Origin of the sequence: Comamonas sp. (genome assembly GCF_009360615.1) — a bacterium.
Taxonomy (GTDB): Bacteria; Pseudomonadota; Gammaproteobacteria; order Burkholderiales; family Burkholderiaceae_C; genus Comamonas.
Genome location: NZ_SPEY01000023.1, coordinates 153,289 through 174,726 on the forward strand (window position 1 = coordinate 153,289; position 21,438 = coordinate 174,726).

Below are 21,438 nucleotides of genomic sequence, written 5' to 3' on the forward strand. Positions count from 1 at the left end.
GCCTCGAAAACTTCAAGCCGAAGTCTCAAGAGCGGCCGAACGGCTGGCGTTCCTGCCACCACGACAGCACCTGGGCAACCACTTCTTCAATGGTCATTTCGGAGCTGTCGAGCTGCAAAGAATCCTCGGCGGGCTTGAGCGGGGCGGTGGTGCGATTCATGTCGCGCGCGTCGCGCGCCTCAAGGTCTGCCAAAAGGGTGGACATATTAGCTGAAATTCCTTTGGAAATCAACTGTTTATATCGGCGCTCGGCGCGGCACCGGGCAGACGCCCACAAATAGACCTTGAGCGGGGCGTGGGGGAAGATGACCGTACCCATGTCGCGGCCATCGGCAACCAGTCCTGGCAGGGCCTGGAAGGATAGCTGCAAATCCACCAGCGCGGTGCGCACGGCAGGCAGTGCCGAGACGCGCGAGGCGTTCATGCCGGCTTCCTCGCTGCGAATCGCCAGGCTGATGTCCTCATCGCCGAGCCAGACACGCTGCTGAGCATCGAAGCGCACGGGCATGTCCAGCGCCATCTCGGCAATGGTTTCCTCGTTGGACTCGTCCAGCGTCAGGCCGGCACGCGATGCGGCCAGGCCGGTGATGCGATACAGCGCGCCGGAGTCCAGTAGCTGGTAGCCCAGCGCCTTGGCGACCTCAGCGGCAATCGTGCCCTTGCCCGAGGCCGTGGGCCCGTCGATGCAGATCACGGGAACATGCGCGCGCTCGGCTTCGCTGACGGAGAACAGCGCCTCGAAATAGTCGGGGAAGGTCTTGGCCACGCATTTGGGGTCTTCGATGCGCACGGGCAGCTTTGCCGGATTGAAGGCCGCCAGAGAAAAGCACATGGCGACGCGATGGTCGTCGTAGGTGTGGATGCTGGCCGCGTTCCAGGCGGCCTTTTCAGCGGGCGGTGTGATGCGGATGTAGTCCGCACCTTCTTCCACCGAGGCGCCCAGTTTGCGCAGTTCGATCGCCATGGCGGCAATGCGGTCGGTTTCCTTGACGCGCCAGCTGGCAATATTGCGCAGCGTGGTCACGCCGTCGGCATACAGCGCCATGGTGCCCAGCGTCATGGCTGCGTCGGGAATGTGGTTGCAATCGAGGTCGATGGCCTTCAGAGGCCAGCTGCCGCGGCTGACCTGCAGCCAGTTGGGGCCGCTTTCGATCTTTGCGCCCATGGCCTGGGCGGCCTCGATGAAGCGGATATCGCCCTGGATCGAGTCCCGGCCCACACCCAGAATGCGGATGCTCTTGGGTTGCGGCGCGTTGTCGGCATCGGCGTCATCGGTGGTGCCGGTGGCAATCGCGCCCAGCGCGATGAAATAGCTGGCCGAAGAGGCGTCGGCCTCCACATGGATGGCGCCGGGCGACTGGTAGTGGCTGCCTGCGGGGATCACAAAGCGCTGCCAGCGGTCGTTCTTCACGGCGATGCCGAAGCGCGCCAGCAGCTCCAGCGTGATGTGGATATAGGGCCTGGAGATCAGCTCGCCCACCACCTCGATGCTGATGTCGCGTTCCCTGGCCAGCAGGGGCAGGGCCATCAGCAGCGAGGTCAGGAACTGGCTGGAGACATCGCCGCGCACCTTGATGGATTCACAGCCCAGCTGGCTGAAGTCGGGCTGTCCGATCTTCAGGGGCGGAAAACCTTCATCCTTCAGATAGTCGATCCTGCAGCCCAGCTGGCGCAGCGCATCGACCAGGTCGCCGATCGGGCGTTCGTACATCCGGGGCACGCCGGTCATCTCGAAGTCGCCGCCCAGCACCGACAGCGCCGCAGTCAGCGGGCGCATGGCCGTGCCGGCATTGCCCAGGAACAGCGTGGCCGCGGTGCCGGCCGGCAGCTGACCACCGATGCCGGTGACCGCAATGGCCTGGCCGGGCGTGACGACGTCCGGGCTGATGCTGCATCCCAGCTGCTTGAGTCCGCCCAGCATGACGCGGGTGTCGTCCGAATCCAGCAGGTCGTGAATGGTGGTGGTGCCCTGGCTCAGTGCTGCCAGCAGCAGCACGCGATTGGAGATGCTTTTGGAGCCGGGCAGGCTGACGCTGCCGTTGGCGGAATCCAGTGCAGGCAGATCCAGAAATTCGGTGGTGAACATAAAACTCTCGTAACCCCTGCGCAGCCTGGCTGCTTCGACACCGGGCTGCGCGGCGGGCGTTGCCCAGTGTCTGTGGCGGTTGGGTGAATAGATCGACGCTGCTAGTTTAAGAGCCCCGCTTGCCGCCCAGGGTCCATTCGGCGCGCGCGGCGCTGGCCAGGGTCAGACGGTCCTGCAGGCCCTGGCCGTCGTTGGCCTGCATCAGCCCTTCGAGCTGCTCCAGTGCCTGGCGGAACTGGCGCGACTGGGCCAGGACCTGATCGCGGTTGGCCAGCAGCACATCGCGCCAGAGCTTGGGGTCGCCTGCACCGATGCGGGTGAAATCGCGAAAGCCGGGTCCGGCCAGCGCCAGCATATCGTCGGCACCGGGCTGGTTCAGCACGCTTTGCATCATGGCAAACGCCAGCAGATGGGGCAGGTGGCTGACGGTGGCGAGTGCGCTGTCATGGGCCTCGGGCGACATGGCTGTGACCTTGCAGCCCAGGGCCTGCCACAGCGCCTGGGCCTTGGCCAGATGCGCGGTCAGCGTGCGCTCCGTCGGGGTCAGCACGACCTGGGCGCCCTGGTAGAGCTTGACATCGGCGTGTTCCACCCCAGCCACTTCCTTGCCGGTGATGGGGTGGGCGGGCACAAAGCTGCCGATCTGGTCGCGCAGCGCCGAGCGCGCGGCCTGCACCACATCGACCTTGGTGGAGCCCACGTCCATGATCATCATCTGAGGCGTGACCAGATGCTTGATGGACTTGAGCGTGGCTTCGGTGGCCGCCACGGGCACGGCCAGCAGCACCAGGTCGGCGCCGGCCGCAGCCAGCAGGGCGGAAGGCGCTTCCACGTCGATCACGCCCATCTGCCGGGCACGCTCGGTGGTCGAGGGTGATTTGCTATAGCCCACCACGCGCTTGACCAGGCCGGCTTTCTTGAGCGCCAGGGCGAAGGAGCCGCCCATCAATCCGCAGCCGATCAGGCCGAGCTGCTCGAACGGCTGCAATTCCTGAGCTGCCATCACTTGCTCACCGGGTAGGTGCCCAGCACCTTGTAGAACGCGCACAGGCCCTGCAACTCCTGCAGGGCGGCGGCCACATTGGCCTGGGCCGGGTGGCCTTCGACGTCGATGTAGAAGTAGTACTCCCATTGACCGGTGCGTGCCGGGCGCGACTCGAAGCGCGTCATCGAGACGCCATGCTTCTTCAGCGGCACCAGCAGGTCATGCACGGCACCTGCGATATTGGGCACCGAGACCACCAGGCTGGTGCAGTCGCTGCCGCTGGGTGCGGCCGTGGCCAGCGTGTGCGGCAGACAGATGACGGCAAAACGGGTGCGGTTGTAGGCATCGTCCTGGATTGCATGGCTGACGATGTGCAGGCCGAACTGCTGCGCGGCGCGCTCACCGGCAATGCCGGCCCAGTTGGGGTGCAGGGCGGCCAGGCGCGCGCCTTCGGCATTGCTCTCCACGGGGCGGCGCTCGGCGTGGGGCAGATGCTTGGACAGCCAGCCCTGGCACTGGGCCAGAGCCTGGGGGTGCGCTGCCACAACGTCGATGCCGTCCAGCGTATTGCTGGTGCGCATCAGATTGTGGCGGATCAGCATGCTGACCTCGCCCACCACGTGGCAGGGCGTGTGCAGGAACATGTCCAGCGAGCGCGTGACCACGCCTTCGTTGGAGTTCTCCACACCCACTACGCCGTACTGGGCGCTGCCGGCGGCCGTGGCATGGAAGACTTCCTCGAAGCTGTTGCAGTACATCAGGTCGGCCGCACCGCCAAAGTACTGGATTGCCGCTTCTTCACAGAAAGTGCCGGCCGGGCCGAGCACGGCCACGCGCTGGGGGGATTCCAGCGCCAGGCAGGCCGACATGATCTCGCGCCAGATGGCGGCCACATGCGCGCCCTTGAGCGGGCCGGGGTTGTTGGACTTGATCTTCTCGATCACCTGGGCCACGCGGTCGGGGCGGAAGAAGGCCGAGCCTTCCTTCTTCTTGAGCTCGCCCACCTGCTCGGCCACATGGGCGCGCTGGTTGACCAGCTCCAGCAACTGGCGGTCCAGGGAGTCGATCTGGTTGCGCAGCGACAACAGCTCGGGGCTGGCTTGAGGTTCTTGGCTCATGAATTTCTCAAATTTCGTAGCTGCTTCCGCAAGTCGGACAATGACTTCAGACCAATACCTTGGTGAAGTACTTGCAGATAAAGCGTTGGCAGCTCATCTTCTTATGTGGCTAAGGGCGGGGCTCAGGCCTGGCGTTGCTCGAAGTCCCGCATGTAGTCGACCAGCGCCTGCACGCCTTCGATGGGCATGGCGTTGTAGATGCTGGCACGCATGCCGCCCACGGACTTGTGGCCCTTGAGTTGCAGCAGACCGGCCTGCTTGGCACCGGCCAGGAAAGCGTCGTTGCGCGATTCGTCGTTCAGGAAGAACGGGATGTTCATGCGCGAGCGGCAGTTCGCGGCCACCTTGTTCACATAGAACGAGGACTGGTCCACATAGTCATAGAACAGCTTGGCCTTGGCAATGTTGCGCGCCTCCAGGGCGGCCACGCCGCTGAGGCCGCCTTCGGTCTGGCGTTTGAGCCACTGGAAGGTCAGGCCGGCCATGTAGATGCCCCAGGTGGGAGGCGTGTTGTACATGCTGCCGTTGTCGGCCACGATGCGGTAGTCAAAGGCGCTGGGGCAGACGGGCAGGGCATGGCCCAGCAGGTCTTCGCGCACGATGACAATGGTCAGCCCTGCGGGGCCGATGTTCTTTTGAGCGCCGCCAAAGGCCAGGCCCACGCGGCTCCAGTCGATGGAGCGCGAGGCTACGTGCGAGGAAAAGTCGATGACCAGAGGCGCATCCGAACCCAGTGCGCGGAGGTCGGGCAGCTCGTGGAACTCCACGCCGTGAATGGTCTCGTTGCTGCAGATATGGACATAGCTGGCGCCGCGGCTCAAATTCCAGCTGCTGGCGGCGGGAATCGTGGTGTAGTCGCTGTCCTTGGCGCTGGCGGCCACATGGGCCTCGCTGGCGTATTTGGCCGCTTCCTTGGCCGACTTCTGGCTCCAGCTGCCGGTCACCACGAAGTCCACCACGCCGGCGCGCGAGAGATTCATGGGCACGATGGCATTTTCGGCAATGCCGCCGCCCTGCATGAACAGGATCTTGAAATGCGCTGGCACGGCTAGCAGCTCGCGCAGATCGGCTTCCGCGGCTTCGTAAATGCTGATGAATTCCTTGCCGCGGTGGCTCATTTCCATCACCCCCATGCCGGAGCCGCGCCAGTCCAGCATTTCGGCGGCTGCAGTCTGCAGCACTTCTTCAGGGATGGCGGCGGGGCCTGCGGAAAAGTTAAAAGGGCGGTTCATCAGATTTACGCTCATAACATGTGAAAGCGCTTGTCCAGCTTGCGCTCTCAGCTATCAAAACATTGAGCCACGGACATGCGTGCAGGTCGCGTGGCATCGGGCCCGGATCGGCCCAGCCCGGGGCTGGTTGATCAGGCGGCGTCGCCGGACTCGGCCGCGCCTTCATCGCTGGCGCTGGCGGCGCCATCGGCTTCGCCGCTGTCGCCAGCACTGTCGTTGGCATCATTTTCGACGATGCGTTGCAGGCCGATGAGCTTGGCTCCTTCGTCCAGGTTGATCAGCGTCACGCCCTGCGTGGCGCGGCCCAGCTCACGAATCTCCGCCACCCGGGTGCGCACCAGCACGCCGGTGTCGGTGATCAGCATGATCTCGTCCTCGGGCGCCACCAGGGTGGCGGCCACGACCTTGCCGTTGCGCTCGGACTGCTGGATGGCAATCATGCCCTTGGTGCCGCGGCCGTGGCGGGTGTATTCGCTGATGGCCGTGCGCTTGCCGTAGCCGTTTTCGGTGGCGGTCAGCACGCTCTGGGAGCCGGCCACCACGTTACCTGTGCCGTCGTCGGCCTCTGCGACCAGCATGGCGATCACATTCTGGTGCTCCTCGATGTTCATGCCGCGCACGCCGCGCGCATTGCGGCCCATGGGGCGCACATCGTTCTCGTCGAAGCGCACCGCCTTGCCGCCGTCGCTGAACAGCATCACGTCATGCTTGCCGTCGGTCAGGGCGGCGCCGATCAGGTAGTCGCCATCGTCCAGGCCCACGGCAATGATGCCGGCCTTGCGCGGGTTGCTGAACTCGGTCAGAGCCGTCTTCTTGACGGTGCCCATGCTGGTGGCCATGAAGACGAAGTGATCTTCGGGGAAGCTGCGGTTGTCGCCGGTCAGCGGCAGCACCACATTGATCTTCTCGCCGTCCTGCAGCGGGAACATGTTGACGATGGGGCGACCGCGCGAGCCGCGCGAGCCCGATGGCACTTCCCAGACCTTGAGCCAGTACATGCGGCCGCGGTTGGAGAAGCACAGCAGATAGTCGTGCGTGTTGGCAATGAAGAGCTGGTCGATCCAGTCGTCTTCCTTGGTGGCCGTGGCCAGCTTGCCGCGGCCGCCGCGCTTTTGCGAGCGGTATTCGGAAAGGGGCTGGCTCTTGATGTAGCCGGTGTGCGAGAGCGTCACCACCATGTCGGTGGGTGTGATCAGGTCTTCGGTGGACAGGTCCTGCGCGCTGTACTCCACGGTGGAGCGGCGTTCGCCCTTCTTGCTCTGGCCGAACTCGGCCTTCAGCGCGTTCAGCTCTTCGCCGATGATGACCGACACGCGGGCGGGCTTGGCCAGAATGTCCAGCAGGTCCTCGATGACCGCCATGATGTCCTTGTACTCGGCCACGATCTTGTCCTGCTCCAGGCCGGTCAGGCGCTGCAGACGCATCTGCAGGATTTCCTGGGCCTGGGTTTCGGACAACCGGTACAGGCCGTTGGCCTGCATGCCGAACTCGACCTCCAGGCCTTCGGGGCGGTAGTCGTCTGCATTGACCACGCCGCCGTCGGCACGGGTGCGGGTCAGCATCTCGCGCACCAGCTTGCTGTCCCAGGACTTCTCCATCAGCGCGGCCTTGGCGACGGGGGGCGTGGGGGCGTTGCGGATGATGGCGATGAAATCGTCGATATTGGCCAATGCAACGGCCAGACCTTCCAGCACATGGCCGCGGTCGCGTGCCTTGCGCAGCTCGAACACGGTGCGGCGGGTCACCACCTCGCGGCGGTGCTCCAGGAACACCTGGATCAGCTCCTTCAGATTGCACAGCTTGGGCTGGCCGTTGACCAGTGCCACCATGTTCATGCCGAAGGTGTCCTGCAGCTGGGTGAGCTTGTAGAGGTTGTTGAGCACCACCTCGGGCACCTCGCCCCGCTTGAGCTCGATCACCAGGCGCATGCCGGACTTGTCCGATTCGTCCTGGATGTGGCTGATGCCCTCGATCTTCTTTTCATGCACCAGCTCGGCCATGCGCTCCTGCAGCGTCTTCTTGTTGACCTGATAGGGCAGCTCATCGACGATGATGGACTGGCGCTGGCCGCGGTCGATGTCCTCGAAATGGCACTTGGCGCGCATCACCACGCGGCCGCGGCCCGTGCGGTAGCCTTCCTTGACGCCGTTGATGCCGTAGATGATGCCGGCCGTGGGAAAATCTGGCGCGGGAATGATCTCCATCAGCTCGTCGATCGAGGCTTCCGGGTTCTGCAGCAAATGCAGGCAGCCGTCCACAACCTCATTGAGGTTGTGCGGAGGAATGTTCGTGGCCATGCCCACGGCAATGCCGGAGGAGCCGTTGACCAGCAGATTCGGCAGGCGCGTGGGCAGTACCAGCGGCTCCTGCTCGGAGCCATCGTAGTTGGGGCCGAAATCCACGGTCTCCTTGTCGATGTCGGCCAGTGTTTCATGGGCGATCTTGGACAGGCGGATTTCCGTGTAACGCATGGCCGCAGCACTGTCGCCGTCCACCGAGCCGAAGTTGCCCTGGCCATCGACCAGCATGTGGCGCAGCGAAAAGTCCTGCGCCATGCGCACGATGGTGTCGTAGACCGCGCTGTCACCGTGGGGGTGGTACTTACCGATGACGTCGCCGACGATACGCGCCGACTTCTTGTAGGGGCGATTCCAGTCGTTATTGAGTTCGTGCATGGCGTATAGAACGCGGCGATGCACGGGCTTGAGGCCATCACGCGCATCAGGAAGCGCCCGGCCCACGATCACGCTCATGGCGTAATCGAGATAACTGCGACGCATCTCCTCTTCAAGGCTGATGGGCAGAGTTTCTTTAGCAAACTGGGTCATGTCTAGTGATACTTTGACGGCTGGAAAACAGCCATTTTAGGTCGAATGGCGTGTGGCAGCAGAGCAACATAACTGAGGAATTACATAGCTGTCCTACTTGTTGGTGCCTAGTTGACAACACTCTTGCATGTTACGTATGGCACAATCATTTCAACGTTTTTGGTGATGGTCACTGATGACGTCCACAGATTCGCAGCCCTGCTGCGGCTTTTTCCCCAAGAGGAGAACCATGAAGAAACTGAACAAAGTGGCGATGTTGTTTGCCTCTGCTGCCCTCGTGACAGCCGCTGGCGCACAAGTGAAGGCTGCTGACGGTGGCAAGACTATCGACAACTGGCAAAACGGCACCAGCGAACTGGTGTGGAAGAACGGCACGAACGAACTGTGCTGGCGCGATGCCAACTGGACTCCTGCCACTGCCGCTGTTGATTGCGACGGTGCTCTGAAGGCCCAGGTTACCGCAGCTCCTGCTCCTGCCGTTGTGCCTCCCGCTCCTGTGGCTCCCCAGCCTGCAGTGGCATCCAAGGTTACCTACTCTGCTGACGCTTTCTTCGACTTCGACAAGTCCGTGCTGAAGCCCGCAGGCAAGGCCAAGCTGGATGACCTGACCGGCAAGATCAAGGACATCAATCTGGAAGTCATCATCGCCGTGGGTCACACCGACTCCATCGGTTCCGATGCCTACAACCAGAAGCTGTCGGTGCGTCGTGCTGAAGCAGTGAAGGCTTATCTGGTGTCCAAGGGCATCGAAAAGAGCCGCGTGTACACCGAAGGCAAGGGCAAGAAGCAACCCGTGGCAGACAACAAGACTGCTGCTGGTCGCGCTCAGAACCGTCGCGTGGAAATCGAAGTCGTGGGCACCAAGGCTGCCCAGTAATCTTTCGATTGCTACACAAGAAAGCCCCGGTGACGGGGCTTTTTTTATGCCTGATTCACGGCAGTAATCGCGGACAATGGCTGCATGAGCAACACTATCAATGCCGACCCGGCAGAACTGGAAAAATTCTCCAGCCTGGCCCATCGCTGGTGGGATCCCGAGAGTGAATTCAAGCCACTGCATCAGATCAATCCCTTGAGACTGGACTGGATCAACGCCCAGGTGCCGCTGGCGAACCAGCGTGTTCTGGATGTGGGGTGTGGCGGAGGCATTTTGGCGGACTCCATGGCACGTAAAGGGGCCAATGTTGTGGGCATCGACCTGGCAACCAAGGCTTTGCGCGTCGCACAGCTGCATGCTCTGGAAACGGGGACGCCCAATATCCAATACCATGAGGTCAGTGTCGAGCAGCTGGCGCAGGAGCAGCCTGCCAGCTTCGATGTGGTGACCTGCATGGAAATGCTGGAGCATGTGCCCGATCCCGCATCCATCGTCCGGGCCTGTGCCCAGCTGGTCAAGCCTGGTGGCTGGGTGTTCTTTTCCACCATCAACCGCAATGCCAAGGCATTTGCCCTGGCGATTGTGGCTGCCGAATACCTGCTCAAGATGATTCCCCAAGGCACGCACGAATATGCCAAGCTGCTACGCCCTAGCGAGCTGGCCCGCTTTGCGCGCGACGCAGGTCTGGATGCCCAGGGCACCAAGGGACTGGAGCACAATCCGGTGTCGGGGCGCTACTGGCTCAGCAATGACACCTCTGTCAATTACATGCTGGCAACCCGCCGCCCGCAGGAGTGACAGTCATGTGGAGACATGTGAAAGCCGTTCTTTTTGATCTGGACGGCACATTGATCGACAGTGCCCCCGATCTGGGTGCTGCCGCGGACAAAATGCGCGTCGATCGCGGCATGCCCTCGCTGCCTCTTCATGCGTACCGCCATATGGCCGGAGCTGGTGCCCGCGGAATGCTGGGAATTGCATTCGGCATGACGCCAGAGTCTGCAGGCTTTGCAGAAATGCGGGAGGAGTTCTTTCGCAATTACGAGCAGTGCATGACCGAGCGCACCTATGCTTTTGACGGGGTGCCGGAGCTGATCCGGGCCTTGGAAGCAGGTCCGTTGCGCTGGGGAGTGGTGACCAACAAGTCCATGCGCTTCACCGAGCCGTTGACACGTCAAATGTCCTTGTTTGCGCAGGCTGCAGCGGTGGTTAGCGGGGATACGACACCGCATTCCAAGCCGCACCCCGAGCCTCTGTTGGAAGCCGCGCGGCGCATGCAGATTGCTCCCGAGCATTGCATCTATGTCGGTGACGATGAGCGCGATATCCAGGCAGGGGCGGCGGCGGGTATGAAAACGGTAGCTGCTCGCTATGGCTACCTGGGCGCAACGGCAGATACGGCCCATTGGGGGGCCGATGCCCATATCAATTCACCGCTTGAGCTGTTGAAGTTGTTGGGATGAGGCTACAATAGATCCTTGAGGGGCTGTCCTGGTTTCGACGTGGGTTCGGGACCGGTGCGGTGCATGTCGAGCTTGAGTGATGCTCGTAAATCTCCATTCAAAAAACTAACTGCAAACGACGAACGTTTCGCACTCGCCGCTTAATCCGGTGAGCCTTGCAACAGCACGCTAGTGGGCTGGGCAAGGGGGTAGCAATACCTCCCGGCTGCAAGGGAATTTACATTAGCTGGCTGGATACCGGGCTTCTTGGTATCAGGCGAGATTCAAGGAAGCTGGCTACCCAGATAGCGTGTGCCTGCGGGGTCTGGGTGGCGAGATTCAAAACAGAGCACTAAACATGTAGATCTGTCCGGCGAAGGCTTACGGACGCGGGTTCAATTCCCGCCAGCTCCACCACTATTTGAAAAACCAACCGTTCTCGGTTGGTTTTTTTTCGTCTGTTCCCCCCAGTGTTGGCGTGGTTTCCAGGCCTGGTCTCACGAGCGCCATCTCTGCAAAGGCGGCCTTTCCGCCCCCGCCGACGCATCTCTGTTCTCCGTTTTCTCTGGTGGCCACGCGAGCGTTCTCGAGGTCATTTCCTTTGCTGGCGCGGGTTTAGATGCGGTCGGTTGTAGTCGGCAACTCCTGTAGGGGTGGCGACTGAGGGTGACGATATGCACCGCTACGCGGTAGGCTACTCCCGGCCAGAAGCCGACGCTCTATAAGGAGGACTTATGGCGAGCTATGGCATGCATGGAGGCTCGATAAAGGTACGCGCCTGGTAAGCTGTGCCACTTGATTCTTAGCTACAGTGCTCAGTCATGAACATCCTTCTATTTCTCGGCGGGCTTTTCTTGCTGGTCATGGGTGCCAGCTTGTTGGTGCGAGGCTCTTCCAAGCTGGCCCTGTCGTTTGGCATCAGTCCGCTGGTCGTGGGACTGACGATCGTTGCGCTCGGCACAAGCGCACCCGAGGTTGCAGTCAGCGTGGGGGCCGTGCTCGATGGGAAAACCGACATTGCCATTGGCAACGTGGTGGGCAGCAACATATTCAACGTTCTGTTCATCCTTGGCATCAGCGCGTTGATTGCACCGCTGGTGGTCAACATTCAGCTGATACGCCAGGAGGTACCGATCATGATCGGTGCATGTTTTCTCTTGCTCGCCTTGGGGTTGGACGGTCAACTTTCGTTTTTCGATGGCGGTTTTCTCTTCGTGCTGCTGGTGTCTTACACAGTGTTCCTGATCGTGCAGTCACGGCGCGAAACCCAGCTCGCCAAGGACGAATACGCGGGTGAGATCAAACCCTCTGCCCCCGGCGCCTGGGACGATCGGTTGCTGGTTCAGTTGCTGCTGATTGCCGCTGGCCTAGCTGCGTTAGTGTTCGGCTCCGAGTACCTAGTGCAAGCATCGGTGAGTTTCGCAAAGGCCATGGGTGTGAGCGACCTGATCATTGGGCTGACCATCGTTGCCGCTGGTACCAGCATGCCCGAGGTTGCCACCAGCATCGCCGCAGTCATCAAGGGCGAACGGGACATCGCAGTAGGCAATGTGGTGGGAAGCAATACCTTCAACATTCTGGGCTGCCTGGGTGTCTCGGGCCTAGTGTCGGGTGACCTGGGGTTGGACATGGCTCCATCGCTGCTGGCCTTTGACATCTGGGTCATGGTGGCAGTGTCGTTTGCCTGCCTCCCCGTGTTCATGACTGGTCGCGAGATCGCTCGCTGGGAAGGCGGGGTCTTTCTGGGCTACTACGTCGCATACGTGGCTTACTTGATCATGGCCGCGCAGCAGCACGATGCGCTGCCAGCATTCTCGGGCGTCATGCTCAGCTTCGTCGTACCGCTGACGGTCGTGACGCTGGTTGTTGTGTTGATCCGCCGCCCAGTAAAGAAAGGATAGAGCACTAAAACTTTGCCCTCTATCACTAGCTAATGACTGCTATGGGTCGAAAGCGTTAGTTCAACTTTGGACAGTATCGTGCAGTACTAGTTTCTGGGCAGCCCAGCCGTTGGGCAAGGGGCGGCGCATCACCTTCTCCAGCACGGCATCGGGCGAGCCCACCAGCCGTTCCACGACCTCCGGGGCCAGGAGCGTCAGCCGCATGACCCGGCGCACCTGCGTCACGTCCATGCCTTCGGCCTTGGCGATCTCGGCCACCGATGCCGCCCGCTGCTCATCCAGCAGGCGTTGCCAGTGGTGCGCCAGCCCGAGTGCCCGCATCAACGCAGTGTCCTGCGCGGCCGACCGGGCTTCTCGCTCCAGGGTGGCCTCGGACAGAAATTCCTGTGGCGCGTCCAAGGGCGTGATGACCTGCTTCTTCAGCCCCCGCTTCACCAGCGTCCAGGGCACGAAGGTTTCCAGTTGCACGCCGCCTGCCGGGTTCGGCAGTTGATAGGTGACCGGATCACCCTTGAACCGGCCCCGGTGCTTCTTGCTCATGCGTCCTCCTCAAAGCGCTTCACGATCTGGCGTTGCGCCTCCCAATCCACCGGCAGCGGGTTGCGCTGGAACCAGATCAAGTTCATCCGCCGAGGCTGCCGCCCGGCCATCAGCAGTTCGAGGATGTCAGGTGCGAGCAGGGTCAGGCGCATCAGCTCGTTGGGCACCGAGGGGTGCAGTCCTTCGGCCCGGGCAATGTCTGATCCACTCTTCATCACACCGGTGTCCACGAGGTGCTGCCAGTAGAAACCGCGTGCCACCCCCTCCAGCAGCGTCACATCGTGAACATGGCGGTCGTCGGCGGCCACGCGCCGCGCGCCCCGGCGGCGAAACGTCAGGGGCACGAAGGTTTCCAGTGTGTCGTCCATCAGGCTTCGACCTCCACCAGTTCCGCGCCGATGCCCCTTGGGGCGAACTCACCGATCAGGGCGTCCCAGCCCAGTTCCCGCCACTTCACCTTGATGCCCTGCACCTCGCCGACGTGGACGAGGTCGATGCGCTCGATCATCAGGTTGGCGATGCGGTGGCGCTCGACCGGGAACAACTGATCCCACACGTCGTTGAGCCGTCCCATCGCCATCACCGTGGTGGCCTCGTCAACCTGTCTGCCGTTGCGCTGGATGTGGCGCACGACTGATGCGATTGATTCCGGGCTAGTCAGCACCGTGCGGATCTGGGCCACCACCGCTGCCTCGATCTCAGCCGCAGGAAGACGCTCGTAGCTCTTGCCCGGTGCTCCGAACCGGCTTTCCGACTTGGACACGTAGTAGTGGTACTTGCGCCCGTTCTTGCGCGAGTAGGTCGGGTACATCCGTTCGCCCGAGGGGGCGTACAGCAGGCCGCGCAGCAAAGCGTCGGTGCGCGACCGGATCTTGGTTTCCACCGACCGGGTGTGCCCATCCCTGGCCAGCACCGTGTGGACCTTGTCCCAAAGCTCCTGGTCGATGATCGGCGGGTGAGCGCCGGGGTACCAGTTCCCTTTGTGCGACAACTCCCCCAGGTAGATGCGGTTGCGCAGCAGCTTGTGCAGGTACTTCTTGTCGATGCGCGTACCGCTGCGGGTCTGGCCCTCCTGCGTCGTCCAGGCCTTGGTCGTGGTGCCGTCGGCAGTCAGATTGACGGCGATCTGGGTTGGAGAACCAATGGTCAGCATCTCCTCGAAGATGCGACGCACCACTGCCGCCTCGGCCTCGTTGATGACCAACAGGCGGTTGTCGACGTCGTAACCCAGGGGCGGGACGCCACCCATCCACATCCCCTTGCGCTTGGCGGCGGCGATCTTGTCGCGGATGCGCTCGCCGGTGACCTCGCGCTCAAACTGGGCGAAGGACAGCAGGACGTTGAGCATCAACCGACCCATCGAAGTGGTGGTGTTGAACTGCTGGGTGACCGACACAAAGGACACCCCGTGGCGTTCGAACACTTCGACCATCTTGGAGAAATCGGCCAAGCTGCGCGTCAGGCGGTCGATCTTGTAGACCACCACGATGTCGATCTGGCCGCGCTCGATATCCGCCATCAGGCGTTTCAGCCCCGGCCGATCCGTGTTGCCGCCAGAGAAGCCGGGGTCGTCGTAGTCGTCGGCCACCGGAATCCACCCCTCGGATCGCTGGCTGGCCACAAAAGCGTGGCCCGCCTCCTTCTGCGCGTCGATGGAGTTGAACTCCTGGTCAAGCCGTTCATCCGATGACACCCGGCAGTAGACGGCGCAGCGCTTGCGGGCGCGGGTAGCGGCAATCTCGCTCATCGCGCACCTCCCTTGCTCAGGCCAAAGAACAGCGGCCCAGACCAGTGCGCGCCCGTGATGTGGCGGGCCACCGCCGTCAAGCTCTTGAAATTGCGCCCCTGGTACTCGAACAGCCCCTCGGCGGTGACTGTCACCCGGTGCTCGCGTTCGCCCCATTCGCGCAGCAGGATCGTGCCCGGCGCGAAATCGAACTCGCGCGGCTTGGCCCGCAACTTGATCTTGGAGTGTTTCGCGCCGATGGCTTCCAGACGCTGCTTGGTCTCGGGCGCGAGGCCACCGAAGGCCTCCTCCTGTAGCTTGTAGGCGATCCGGGACTCGACGTGGGTGCGGTTGGGGTAGTCCGGGCGGCGCGGGAAATACCGATCCCAGACCGTCCAGAGCTCGGACATCGGCAGACAGGCCAGCTCCGTGATCCGTGCGGCGACGGATGCTTGTTTCTCGTTCATCACAACTTCTCCTGTTGATAGGGGGTTGTATGAACGCGCTGGTCGGGCAGGAAGCCAAGGCCAACTTCTCTCTGTTTCGGCTCGTCCGCAGCAAGGGTGCGGACGATGGCAGCCGCAAGGATGGCGGCGATTTCACCAGCACGGGCGCTGGCGCTCATCTCTGGGGGAGATGCGAGTTCGAGGTTCTTCATGACGGCTCCGAGGAATTGCAACCGTCATGGATAGTGAACTTGATCCTTCGGAGAGGATGGCAACGCAGGGTAATCGGCGAAAAATGATTGCGCGTTTACGAAACAGTTGAACAGAGCACCTGATCGCTCTATGATCGACAAATTAACAAATCACGCAATTAGGAAACGGCCATGCCTTTCGGAGACTTCATTCGCAAAATGCGCGAAGAGAAGCAGATCCAGATGAACGACTTCGCGCGTCAGCTGGAGATTTCGCCTGCCTACTGGTCACGCATCGAGCGCAACATGGAAAAGCCCCCCAAGGACGAGCTGATCCGCAAAGCAGCAGAGATTCTGGGCATCGACCCGGACGACGCTTTCGTGGAGGCCAGTCGTCTGCCGCCCGACATGCGCAAGGATGTGGGCAACGTTGTGCGGATGTACCGCCGTGAAGTCTCGGAGAAAAAGTGAATGCCGGTTCTGACCCTTGACTACCGGCATTGCGACCGCAAGCGCCCCAAATTCATCAAGCATGTTGAAATCGAAGCCATCGCAGCGTCTGCCCGCCAGCAGCTGGTGGAGAGCGGTGTGGAGGCAATTGCCTTCGACAGGCTGCGCCAGATCGAGCGCCTGAAGATCAACGGCATCGACTTTGCGCTCGAGGTCAGTACCGAGTGCGAGGTGCATGACGAGGACGGCAACCACGTCTTCGGCATCTGCGAGTATGACCCTGGTGTCCCGGACACCGCGATGGTGTGTGTTTCTCCCGTCGGCGAAAAACTCAGCGAGCTGCTGGCACTCAGCACCCTGGCCCACGAATTGGGTCATGCGGTGTTCGACGCCCCTGGCTGGATCATGGATGGCAGCAAGGGACCGGGACTGTTTGACGCCTTTGAGCCCAGTGCGCAGCGCGCCTACCGTACCACCACGCCGGACAGCGACCATTTGGCGAAAACGCCCACAGCTGCAACGGCAGCACCAGCTACAGACGTGCAGTTTGCCGAGCTTCGCGCCAACGAGTTCATGGGCTCGCTGCTGGTGCCACGTCGTCTGTTGAGTGCGGCCGCAGAGGAGTTGGCCCCGGAATACAACGTCCGCGTCCATCGAGGCCCATCACTTGATCCGGAGTTCCCTGGCACCAGCCTGCACCTTGCTGCCAGTGACGCTGTCGACATGGGATTACTGGAGCGGGCGCTGGCCATGCGCTTTGGCGTCAATCCGCGCTTTGTGCAGGTGCGCTTGCAGCGCTACGGTATCACTCGACCGGGGGCTGCCTTGCGCTGAACATTGCCCCAACCATCCCGCGCCGACCTCGGTCGGCATTTTTTGAACCCCTCTATTAACCCTTCGCGCAATCGCGCACATTGTTTTTTAAGGAGTGGCGTGTATGACAACCATCGAACTGAACACCATCCAATCCGGCGACGTGTCTGCGGTTGCCGAGAAGGAAGATGGCAAGCCCCGGACGCGCGGCAAGGACAACGGCCCCACCACCTTGCCGCATCTGGAGCATCTCGTTCACATCACCCGCAAAGTGCAGCGGCCGATGCTGCTCCGGGTGCTTCTGGAATCGGCGCATGGCCAGGCGCTCCCTGCTGCACAGGCGCTGACTGATGCCGCCAAGGGTTCGCTGCCCATTCCATCGCGCAACGTGCTGTTTGCACTGGTGGCCGAGATGGAGATGGAAGTTCAGGCACGCCTTGAGCGCGCCGCCGAGCGCATCGCGCTGCTGGCCGACGAGTACGGTGCAATGGCGGTAACGGAACTGATGGATGCGGGCAATCCTGACGATGCTGCCGTTCTGGCGGCCCCGTCCGACAAATATAGCCGGGCCCTGTACCTGTACCTGGAACAAGAGTTTTCTCCGTCAGGGGCGACGGAAGACCGCTTCGATCACGCCGAGCGCCGCCAGCAGATGCTGCGGCATTTTCAGAGCGAAAAATACTCCAGCCATTACCTTGGCCCCAAAGGCGCGCAGCCTTCACTGGGCGATGCTGCAGTGGAAAGCCTGAAGCAGCGCTTGGCAGAACTGTTTCCGCAGGTCAAGCCAGAGGACATCCTGGTCGAGCCGTTTGCCCACAGGGAAAGTGATGCCCAAGATGCGCCAGTACTGCTGTTCACGCTGTCGGCCAAATTCAACGGCAAGCACATTCACTACCCGAAGATCATCGATGGCGAGGACACCGACGTGGATGACTCGTCGACGGTCTGTGTGCGCTATTCCTGGCACTCCAGCAAAGGCGAGTTGGCGGTATTCAGTGATGATGAAACCGTGCGCCCCGAGCTGGCCAAGGCCTTCCGTGACGTGTTGCTGGGTGGAGACGGCAACATTCACGCCATGCCGATGCGCGAGTTCGATCTCATGGGGTTTTGCACGCCCGCCATCCTGGCGCGGTTCAAGAAGGATCGCATTGACGGCATTGAATCCATCGACATCAAGCAGATTCTGATTGCCAACCCCGAAGTGCGTCAGACCACCCTGAAAAACCGGCTGATTGCCCGTCGCGTGGAAAACCCGCTGCTGATCAAGCGTGACCGATTTGAGGATCGCAACATTTACGAAGTGGCGGGCCAAGCTTATCCGCTCGTCGATCTGACGAATTACGTCATCAAGCAAGTCAAGCTGACCTTCCGGATCGCAAGGACAGCCCATCGCAAAGCGCACGACGTGACGGTGCAGATTACTACGCCCAACGGTTTCAATGATGCCAAGCTGACCAAGGCCGACAGTGAACTGGTGTTTGCACAGCTCATGAAACTCGACTGCGCACGCCAATACTGAGGCTGCCATGCTGCATTCGGAATACCTGCTGGTGCTGGAGCGTGCCCGCAGCCTGGAGAAAAGGTTGCTGGCGGACGAGTTGCGTGGACAAGCGGCAGCTTTCCTCTCGCGGCGATGGATGGTTGCCGATGGCCACCTCACATCCATCCTGGTGCCGGTACTCGACAGTGATCAGGAGGTCGAGGTCGAGATCAACGATGACCGGCAAACCTACTTCTACCGAAGCCCGAGCTGTCGGGGGCGGGTTGTAACCCGTCCCCTGTCGGACATCACGCTGTATGCGATCAACCTTGATGCGTGGATGGACGACGTCTGCGACCTGCTCGAAATCGAACTGTCACGTCGCGCACGCAGCCGTGAAGTCATCGCAGAGCGCCTCTGGCATTTAGGCGACGTTCGGGTCGGGCAGACGCACCGTTTTGCACCCATTTACCTTGCCCGTCGTCTGCCGTCGTCCGCAGCGGATTGGCAGCACGCGCTACTCAGTGCCAAGCGGCCAAGCCAAGGCATCGTTCTGACCGCACACGATGTTGATATCGAACTCCCGAACAGTCACCAGACATGTGGCATTGGTCGTCTGCTGGTGGATTCCGGCGATGGCATCACCTATGACGCGGATCTCCTTCATCGCTTGCTGAAAGGCACGGGTGCCGACGCAGATGACCCTGACGAGTATTTCGATGCGGATATCGGGGAGCTGAAGCTGGCCTGCGTTGCAGAGCCAAAGACCTTCAAGGGCAAGCAGAAGGACGTTATTGCGATGTTCTGGAAGGCGCGCCAGCAGCACAGCCTCAAATGGGCTGAAGTCGTGACTCGAACCAGTTGCCAAAAAGATCCAGACAGCGTTTTCGGCAGTGAATGGTCAAGATGGCTTGAGCGTATCGAAGGCCAGCGTGGTCATTACCGGCTGCGAACGCGGCAGTAGTTTTCCGGTGATTTTTCCGGAAAAACATCCGGACACCATCCGGATTCATATTCGAAAAATGAGCAGTGCCCGTTTAGTTCAAAGGAGCACTGCAAATGGCAAATACTCACCCAGCAAGTCGATATGGGCACGCATCCCGTGTGTCGTCGACTCCCACCGCACACCCGTGCATCGCACTGACTGAAAACGAACTGGCCACGCGCTGGGGGCTTTCCGTCAAAACCCTGCGCCGCTGGCGACAGGAACAGCTCGGCCCGATCTTCTGCAAGCTCGGTGCCCGCGTCACCTACCTGATCTCCGAGGTCGAAGCCTTCGAGCGTCGCGTTTCGCGGCACTCGACCTTCACTCGTGCATACCAGTGAGGAGAGCGGCCATGAGCGATCTGACCATCTTTCCCGCCGACCTCGCTGCCATGAGCACCGCCCAGTTGGTGGCGCTGCCGATCACCGATTTCGTCGCTGCCGAGCGCAATGTCGACGAGGCCACTGCTTACCTCAAGCAACTGCGTGCCAAGCTGGATGCAGCCAAGCTCCAGCGCTATGGCGAGCAGGCCCGAAATGCACTGCGTGACTCCGGCCGCGACTTCGGAACCGCCCACGTCAGCGACGGTGCGCTGCACGTCAAGTACGAGCTGCCCAAGAAGGTGACCTGGAGCCAGACCATCCTCAAGGAGATGGCCGAGCGCATCGTCGCCTCGGGCGACAAGGTCGAGGACTACATCGACGTCAAGTTGTCGGTGTCCGAGTCCCGCTACACCAACTGGCCCACGGCGCTGCAGGAGCAATTTGCGGCTGCGCGCACAGTCGAGGAAGGCAAGCCGACCATCACCCTGACGCTCGATGGGGGTGCCGCATGAAAAAGCTCCCCATCGTGTCCGCCATCGAGCGGATGGCCGAGCGCAAGGGCGTGAAGCTGCTGATGCTGGGCAAGTCCGGCATCGGCAAAACCACGCGGCTCAAAGACCTCGACCCGGCCACCACGCTGTTCCTCGACATCGAGGCCGGTGACTTGGCGGTGGCCGATTGGCCGGGCGACACCATCCGCCCAGCCTCGTGGCCGGAGAGCCGCGACTTCTTCGTGTTCCTCGCGGGCCCGGACAAGTCGCTGCCGCCTGAGAGCGCCTTCTCGCAGGCGCACTACGACCACGTCATCGAGAAGTTTGGCGACCCGGCGCAACTCGACCGCTACCAGACCTTCTTTCTCGATTCGATCACCCAGCTGTCCCGCCAGTGCTTCGCGTGGTGCAAGACGCAGCCGGGTGCCGTCAGCGACCGCTCCGGCAAGCCCGACTTGCGCGCGGCGTATGGCCTGCTCGGCCAGGAAATGATCAGCGCGTTGACTCATCTGCAGCACGCCCGGGGCAAAAACGTCGTGTTCGTGGCCATCCTCGACGAGCGACTGGATGACTTCAATCGCAAGGTGTTCGTCCCGCAGATCGAAGGCAGCAAAACCAGCTTGGAGCTGCCCGGCATCGTCGACGAGGTCGTGACGCTGGCCGAGATCAAGGCCGAGGATGGCAGCACCTACCGCGCCTTCGTCACCCACACCGTCAATCCCTACGGCTTTCCGGCCAAAGACCGCAGCGGTCGCCTCGACCTGCTGGAGCCGCCGCATCTGGGCGCGCTGATCGCCAAGTGCGCGGGCACAACCGCCGCGCCTGCCGCCTCGACCGCCCCCGCACAAACCGAATCTCAGGAGTAATCGCCATGAACAGCCAATCCACCAGCAGCAACTGGAACGACTTCAACGACGCCGAATCGCAGCAATCCGGCTTTGATCTGATCTCCAAGGGCACCGTTGTCCCGGTGCGCATGACCCTCAAGCCAGGCGGGTATGACGATCCGTCGCAGGGCTGGGGCGGCGGCTACGCTACTGAGTCCTTCGAAACCGGCTCGATCTATCTCGCCGCCGAATTCGTGGTCACTGCTGGCGACCACGCCAAACGCAAGATGTGGTCGAACATTGGCCTGTACTCCAAGAAGGGCCCGACCTGGGGCCAGATGGGACGCAGTTTCATCCGCGCCGCGCTCAACAGCGCCCGCAACGTTCATCCGCAGGACAACAGCCCACAGGCTTCTTCTGCGCGCCGCATCCAGGGCTTCCACGAACTGGATGGCCTGGAGTTCCTCGCCCGCGTCGACATCGAGAAGGACGGCAAGGGCCAGGACCGCAACGTGGTCAAAGTAGCGGTCGAACCCGACCACCCCGACTACGCCAAGCTGATGGGCGTGCCGACCAAGGCTTCAAGCGGTGGCACTTCCGGCGCACCAGCGCAGGTAGCACCCGCGTACCAGGCACCGGCTCAGCAACGCACACCCGTGACGGGCAAACCGTCGTGGGCGCAGTGAGGGAAATCGCC

General features: G+C 61.9%; 22 protein-coding genes and 1 other RNA gene. 13 read left to right on the forward strand and 10 right to left on the reverse strand.

The annotated features are described in order from the left end of the window. Window positions 1-25 precede the first annotated feature (25 nt). From E2583_RS08325 to gyrA, 5 genes are all read right to left on the reverse strand, one after another. Window positions 26-2,086, reverse strand: a complete 2,061-nt coding sequence (locus E2583_RS08325) for a bifunctional 3-phosphoshikimate 1-carboxyvinyltransferase/cytidylate kinase (protein WP_291594786.1) — start codon at window positions 2,084-2,086, stop codon at window positions 26-28. Between the two features lie 106 nt (window positions 2,087-2,192). Continuing rightward, window positions 2,193-3,089, reverse strand: a complete 897-nt coding sequence (locus E2583_RS08330) for a prephenate dehydrogenase/arogenate dehydrogenase family protein (protein ID WP_291594788.1) — start codon at window positions 3,087-3,089, stop codon at window positions 2,193-2,195. After that, window positions 3,089-4,189: a prephenate dehydratase gene (gene pheA / locus E2583_RS08335; RefSeq protein ID WP_291594790.1), complete on the reverse strand. Its 1,101-nt coding sequence runs from the start codon at window positions 4,187-4,189 to the stop codon at window positions 3,089-3,091. The genes E2583_RS08330 and pheA overlap by 1 nt, the downstream gene beginning before the upstream one ends. A gap of 122 nt (window positions 4,190-4,311) precedes the next feature. Then, window positions 4,312-5,421, reverse strand: coding sequence for a 3-phosphoserine/phosphohydroxythreonine transaminase (gene serC, locus E2583_RS08340; protein WP_291594792.1), 1,110 nt, complete (start codon window positions 5,419-5,421; stop codon window positions 4,312-4,314). A 131-nt stretch (window positions 5,422-5,552) separates the two neighbouring features. Next, complete coding sequence (gyrA, locus tag E2583_RS08345; RefSeq protein WP_291594794.1) at window positions 5,553-8,249, reverse strand: DNA gyrase subunit A; 2,697 nt, start codon at window positions 8,247-8,249, stop codon at window positions 5,553-5,555. A 229-nt stretch (window positions 8,250-8,478) separates the two neighbouring features. On the opposite strand from gyrA, the gene ompA reads away from it, so the two are divergent. From ompA to E2583_RS08370, 5 genes are all read left to right on the forward strand, one after another. After that, window positions 8,479-9,126 (forward strand): outer membrane protein OmpA, encoded by a 648-nt coding sequence (ompA, locus tag E2583_RS08350; RefSeq protein WP_197577631.1) that lies wholly within the window; start codon window positions 8,479-8,481, stop codon window positions 9,124-9,126. Between the two features lie 84 nt (window positions 9,127-9,210). Then, window positions 9,211-9,924 carry a bifunctional 2-polyprenyl-6-hydroxyphenol methylase/3-demethylubiquinol 3-O-methyltransferase UbiG gene (gene ubiG / locus E2583_RS08355; RefSeq protein WP_291594798.1) on the forward strand — a complete coding sequence of 238 codons (714 nt, stop codon included), beginning with the start codon at window positions 9,211-9,213 and terminating at the stop codon, window positions 9,922-9,924. A 5-nt stretch (window positions 9,925-9,929) separates the two neighbouring features. Beyond that, entirely contained in the window at window positions 9,930-10,589 is a 660-nt protein-coding gene (gene gph / locus E2583_RS08360) for a phosphoglycolate phosphatase (protein WP_291595038.1), read from the forward strand. Window positions 10,590-10,608: 19 nt separating this feature from the next. Further along, window positions 10,609-10,985: a transfer-messenger RNA gene (gene ssrA / locus E2583_RS08365) on the forward strand. Window positions 10,986-11,389: 404 nt separating this feature from the next. Beyond that, a complete protein-coding gene (locus E2583_RS08370) occupies window positions 11,390-12,469 on the forward strand; it encodes a calcium/sodium antiporter (protein WP_003074489.1) in 1,080 nt (359 codons plus the stop codon). Window positions 12,470-12,529: 60 nt separating this feature from the next. On the opposite strand, the gene E2583_RS08375 is transcribed toward E2583_RS08370, so the two are convergent. Genes E2583_RS08375 through E2583_RS08395 form a run of 5 tightly spaced genes read right to left on the reverse strand, consistent with a single transcriptional unit; the run spans window position 12,530 to window position 15,393 of the window. Continuing rightward, window positions 12,530-13,009, reverse strand: a complete 480-nt coding sequence (locus tag E2583_RS08375; protein ID WP_291594803.1) for a hypothetical protein — start codon at window positions 13,007-13,009, stop codon at window positions 12,530-12,532. After that, window positions 13,006-13,377 (reverse strand): hypothetical protein, encoded by a 372-nt coding sequence (locus E2583_RS08380; protein WP_045785217.1) that lies wholly within the window; start codon window positions 13,375-13,377, stop codon window positions 13,006-13,008. The genes E2583_RS08375 and E2583_RS08380 overlap by 4 nt, the downstream gene beginning before the upstream one ends. After that, on the reverse strand, window positions 13,377-14,756 hold the full coding sequence (locus E2583_RS08385) for a recombinase family protein (RefSeq protein ID WP_291594809.1): 1,380 nt from the start codon (window positions 14,754-14,756) through the stop codon (window positions 13,377-13,379). Before E2583_RS08385 ends, E2583_RS08380 begins: the two co-directional genes overlap by 1 nt. Beyond that, the gene (locus E2583_RS08390) at window positions 14,753-15,202 is read right to left on the reverse strand and encodes a DUF2924 domain-containing protein (RefSeq protein WP_291594811.1); all 450 of its coding nucleotides are present in this window, start codon (window positions 15,200-15,202) and stop codon (window positions 14,753-14,755) included. The genes E2583_RS08385 and E2583_RS08390 overlap by 4 nt, the downstream gene beginning before the upstream one ends. Continuing rightward, entirely contained in the window at window positions 15,202-15,393 is a 192-nt protein-coding gene (locus tag E2583_RS08395) for a hypothetical protein (protein WP_146463126.1), read from the reverse strand. Before E2583_RS08395 ends, E2583_RS08390 begins: the two co-directional genes overlap by 1 nt. A gap of 171 nt (window positions 15,394-15,564) precedes the next feature. Here E2583_RS08395 and E2583_RS08400 point away from each other — a divergent pair, with 171 nt between their 5' ends. The 8 genes from E2583_RS08400 (at window position 15,565) to E2583_RS08435 (ending at window position 21,427) form a co-directional block, all read left to right on the forward strand. Continuing rightward, complete coding sequence (locus E2583_RS08400) at window positions 15,565-15,843, forward strand: helix-turn-helix transcriptional regulator (protein ID WP_279872959.1); 279 nt, start codon at window positions 15,565-15,567, stop codon at window positions 15,841-15,843. Beyond that, window positions 15,844-16,656, forward strand: coding sequence for a hypothetical protein (locus E2583_RS08405; protein ID WP_291594817.1), 813 nt, complete (start codon window positions 15,844-15,846; stop codon window positions 16,654-16,656). Between the two features lie 103 nt (window positions 16,657-16,759). Further along, window positions 16,760-18,154, forward strand: coding sequence for a hypothetical protein (locus E2583_RS08410; protein WP_279872956.1), 1,395 nt, complete (start codon window positions 16,760-16,762; stop codon window positions 18,152-18,154). A 7-nt stretch (window positions 18,155-18,161) separates the two neighbouring features. After that, complete coding sequence (locus tag E2583_RS08415) at window positions 18,162-19,079, forward strand: hypothetical protein (protein WP_291594819.1); 918 nt, start codon at window positions 18,162-18,164, stop codon at window positions 19,077-19,079. 95 nt (window positions 19,080-19,174) lie between these two features. Further along, window positions 19,175-19,441: a helix-turn-helix domain-containing protein gene (locus E2583_RS08420; RefSeq protein ID WP_279872952.1), complete on the forward strand. Its 267-nt coding sequence runs from the start codon at window positions 19,175-19,177 to the stop codon at window positions 19,439-19,441. Between the two features lie 11 nt (window positions 19,442-19,452). Continuing rightward, window positions 19,453-19,935, forward strand: coding sequence for a hypothetical protein (locus E2583_RS08425; RefSeq protein WP_291594823.1), 483 nt, complete (start codon window positions 19,453-19,455; stop codon window positions 19,933-19,935). Next, on the forward strand, window positions 19,932-20,780 hold the full coding sequence (locus E2583_RS08430) for an ATP-binding protein (protein ID WP_291594825.1): 849 nt from the start codon (window positions 19,932-19,934) through the stop codon (window positions 20,778-20,780). The genes E2583_RS08425 and E2583_RS08430 overlap by 4 nt, the downstream gene beginning before the upstream one ends. Before the next feature lie 5 nt (window positions 20,781-20,785). After that, window positions 20,786-21,427 (forward strand): hypothetical protein, encoded by a 642-nt coding sequence (locus E2583_RS08435; RefSeq protein ID WP_291594827.1) that lies wholly within the window; start codon window positions 20,786-20,788, stop codon window positions 21,425-21,427. The last annotated feature ends 11 nt before the right edge of the window (window positions 21,428-21,438 follow it).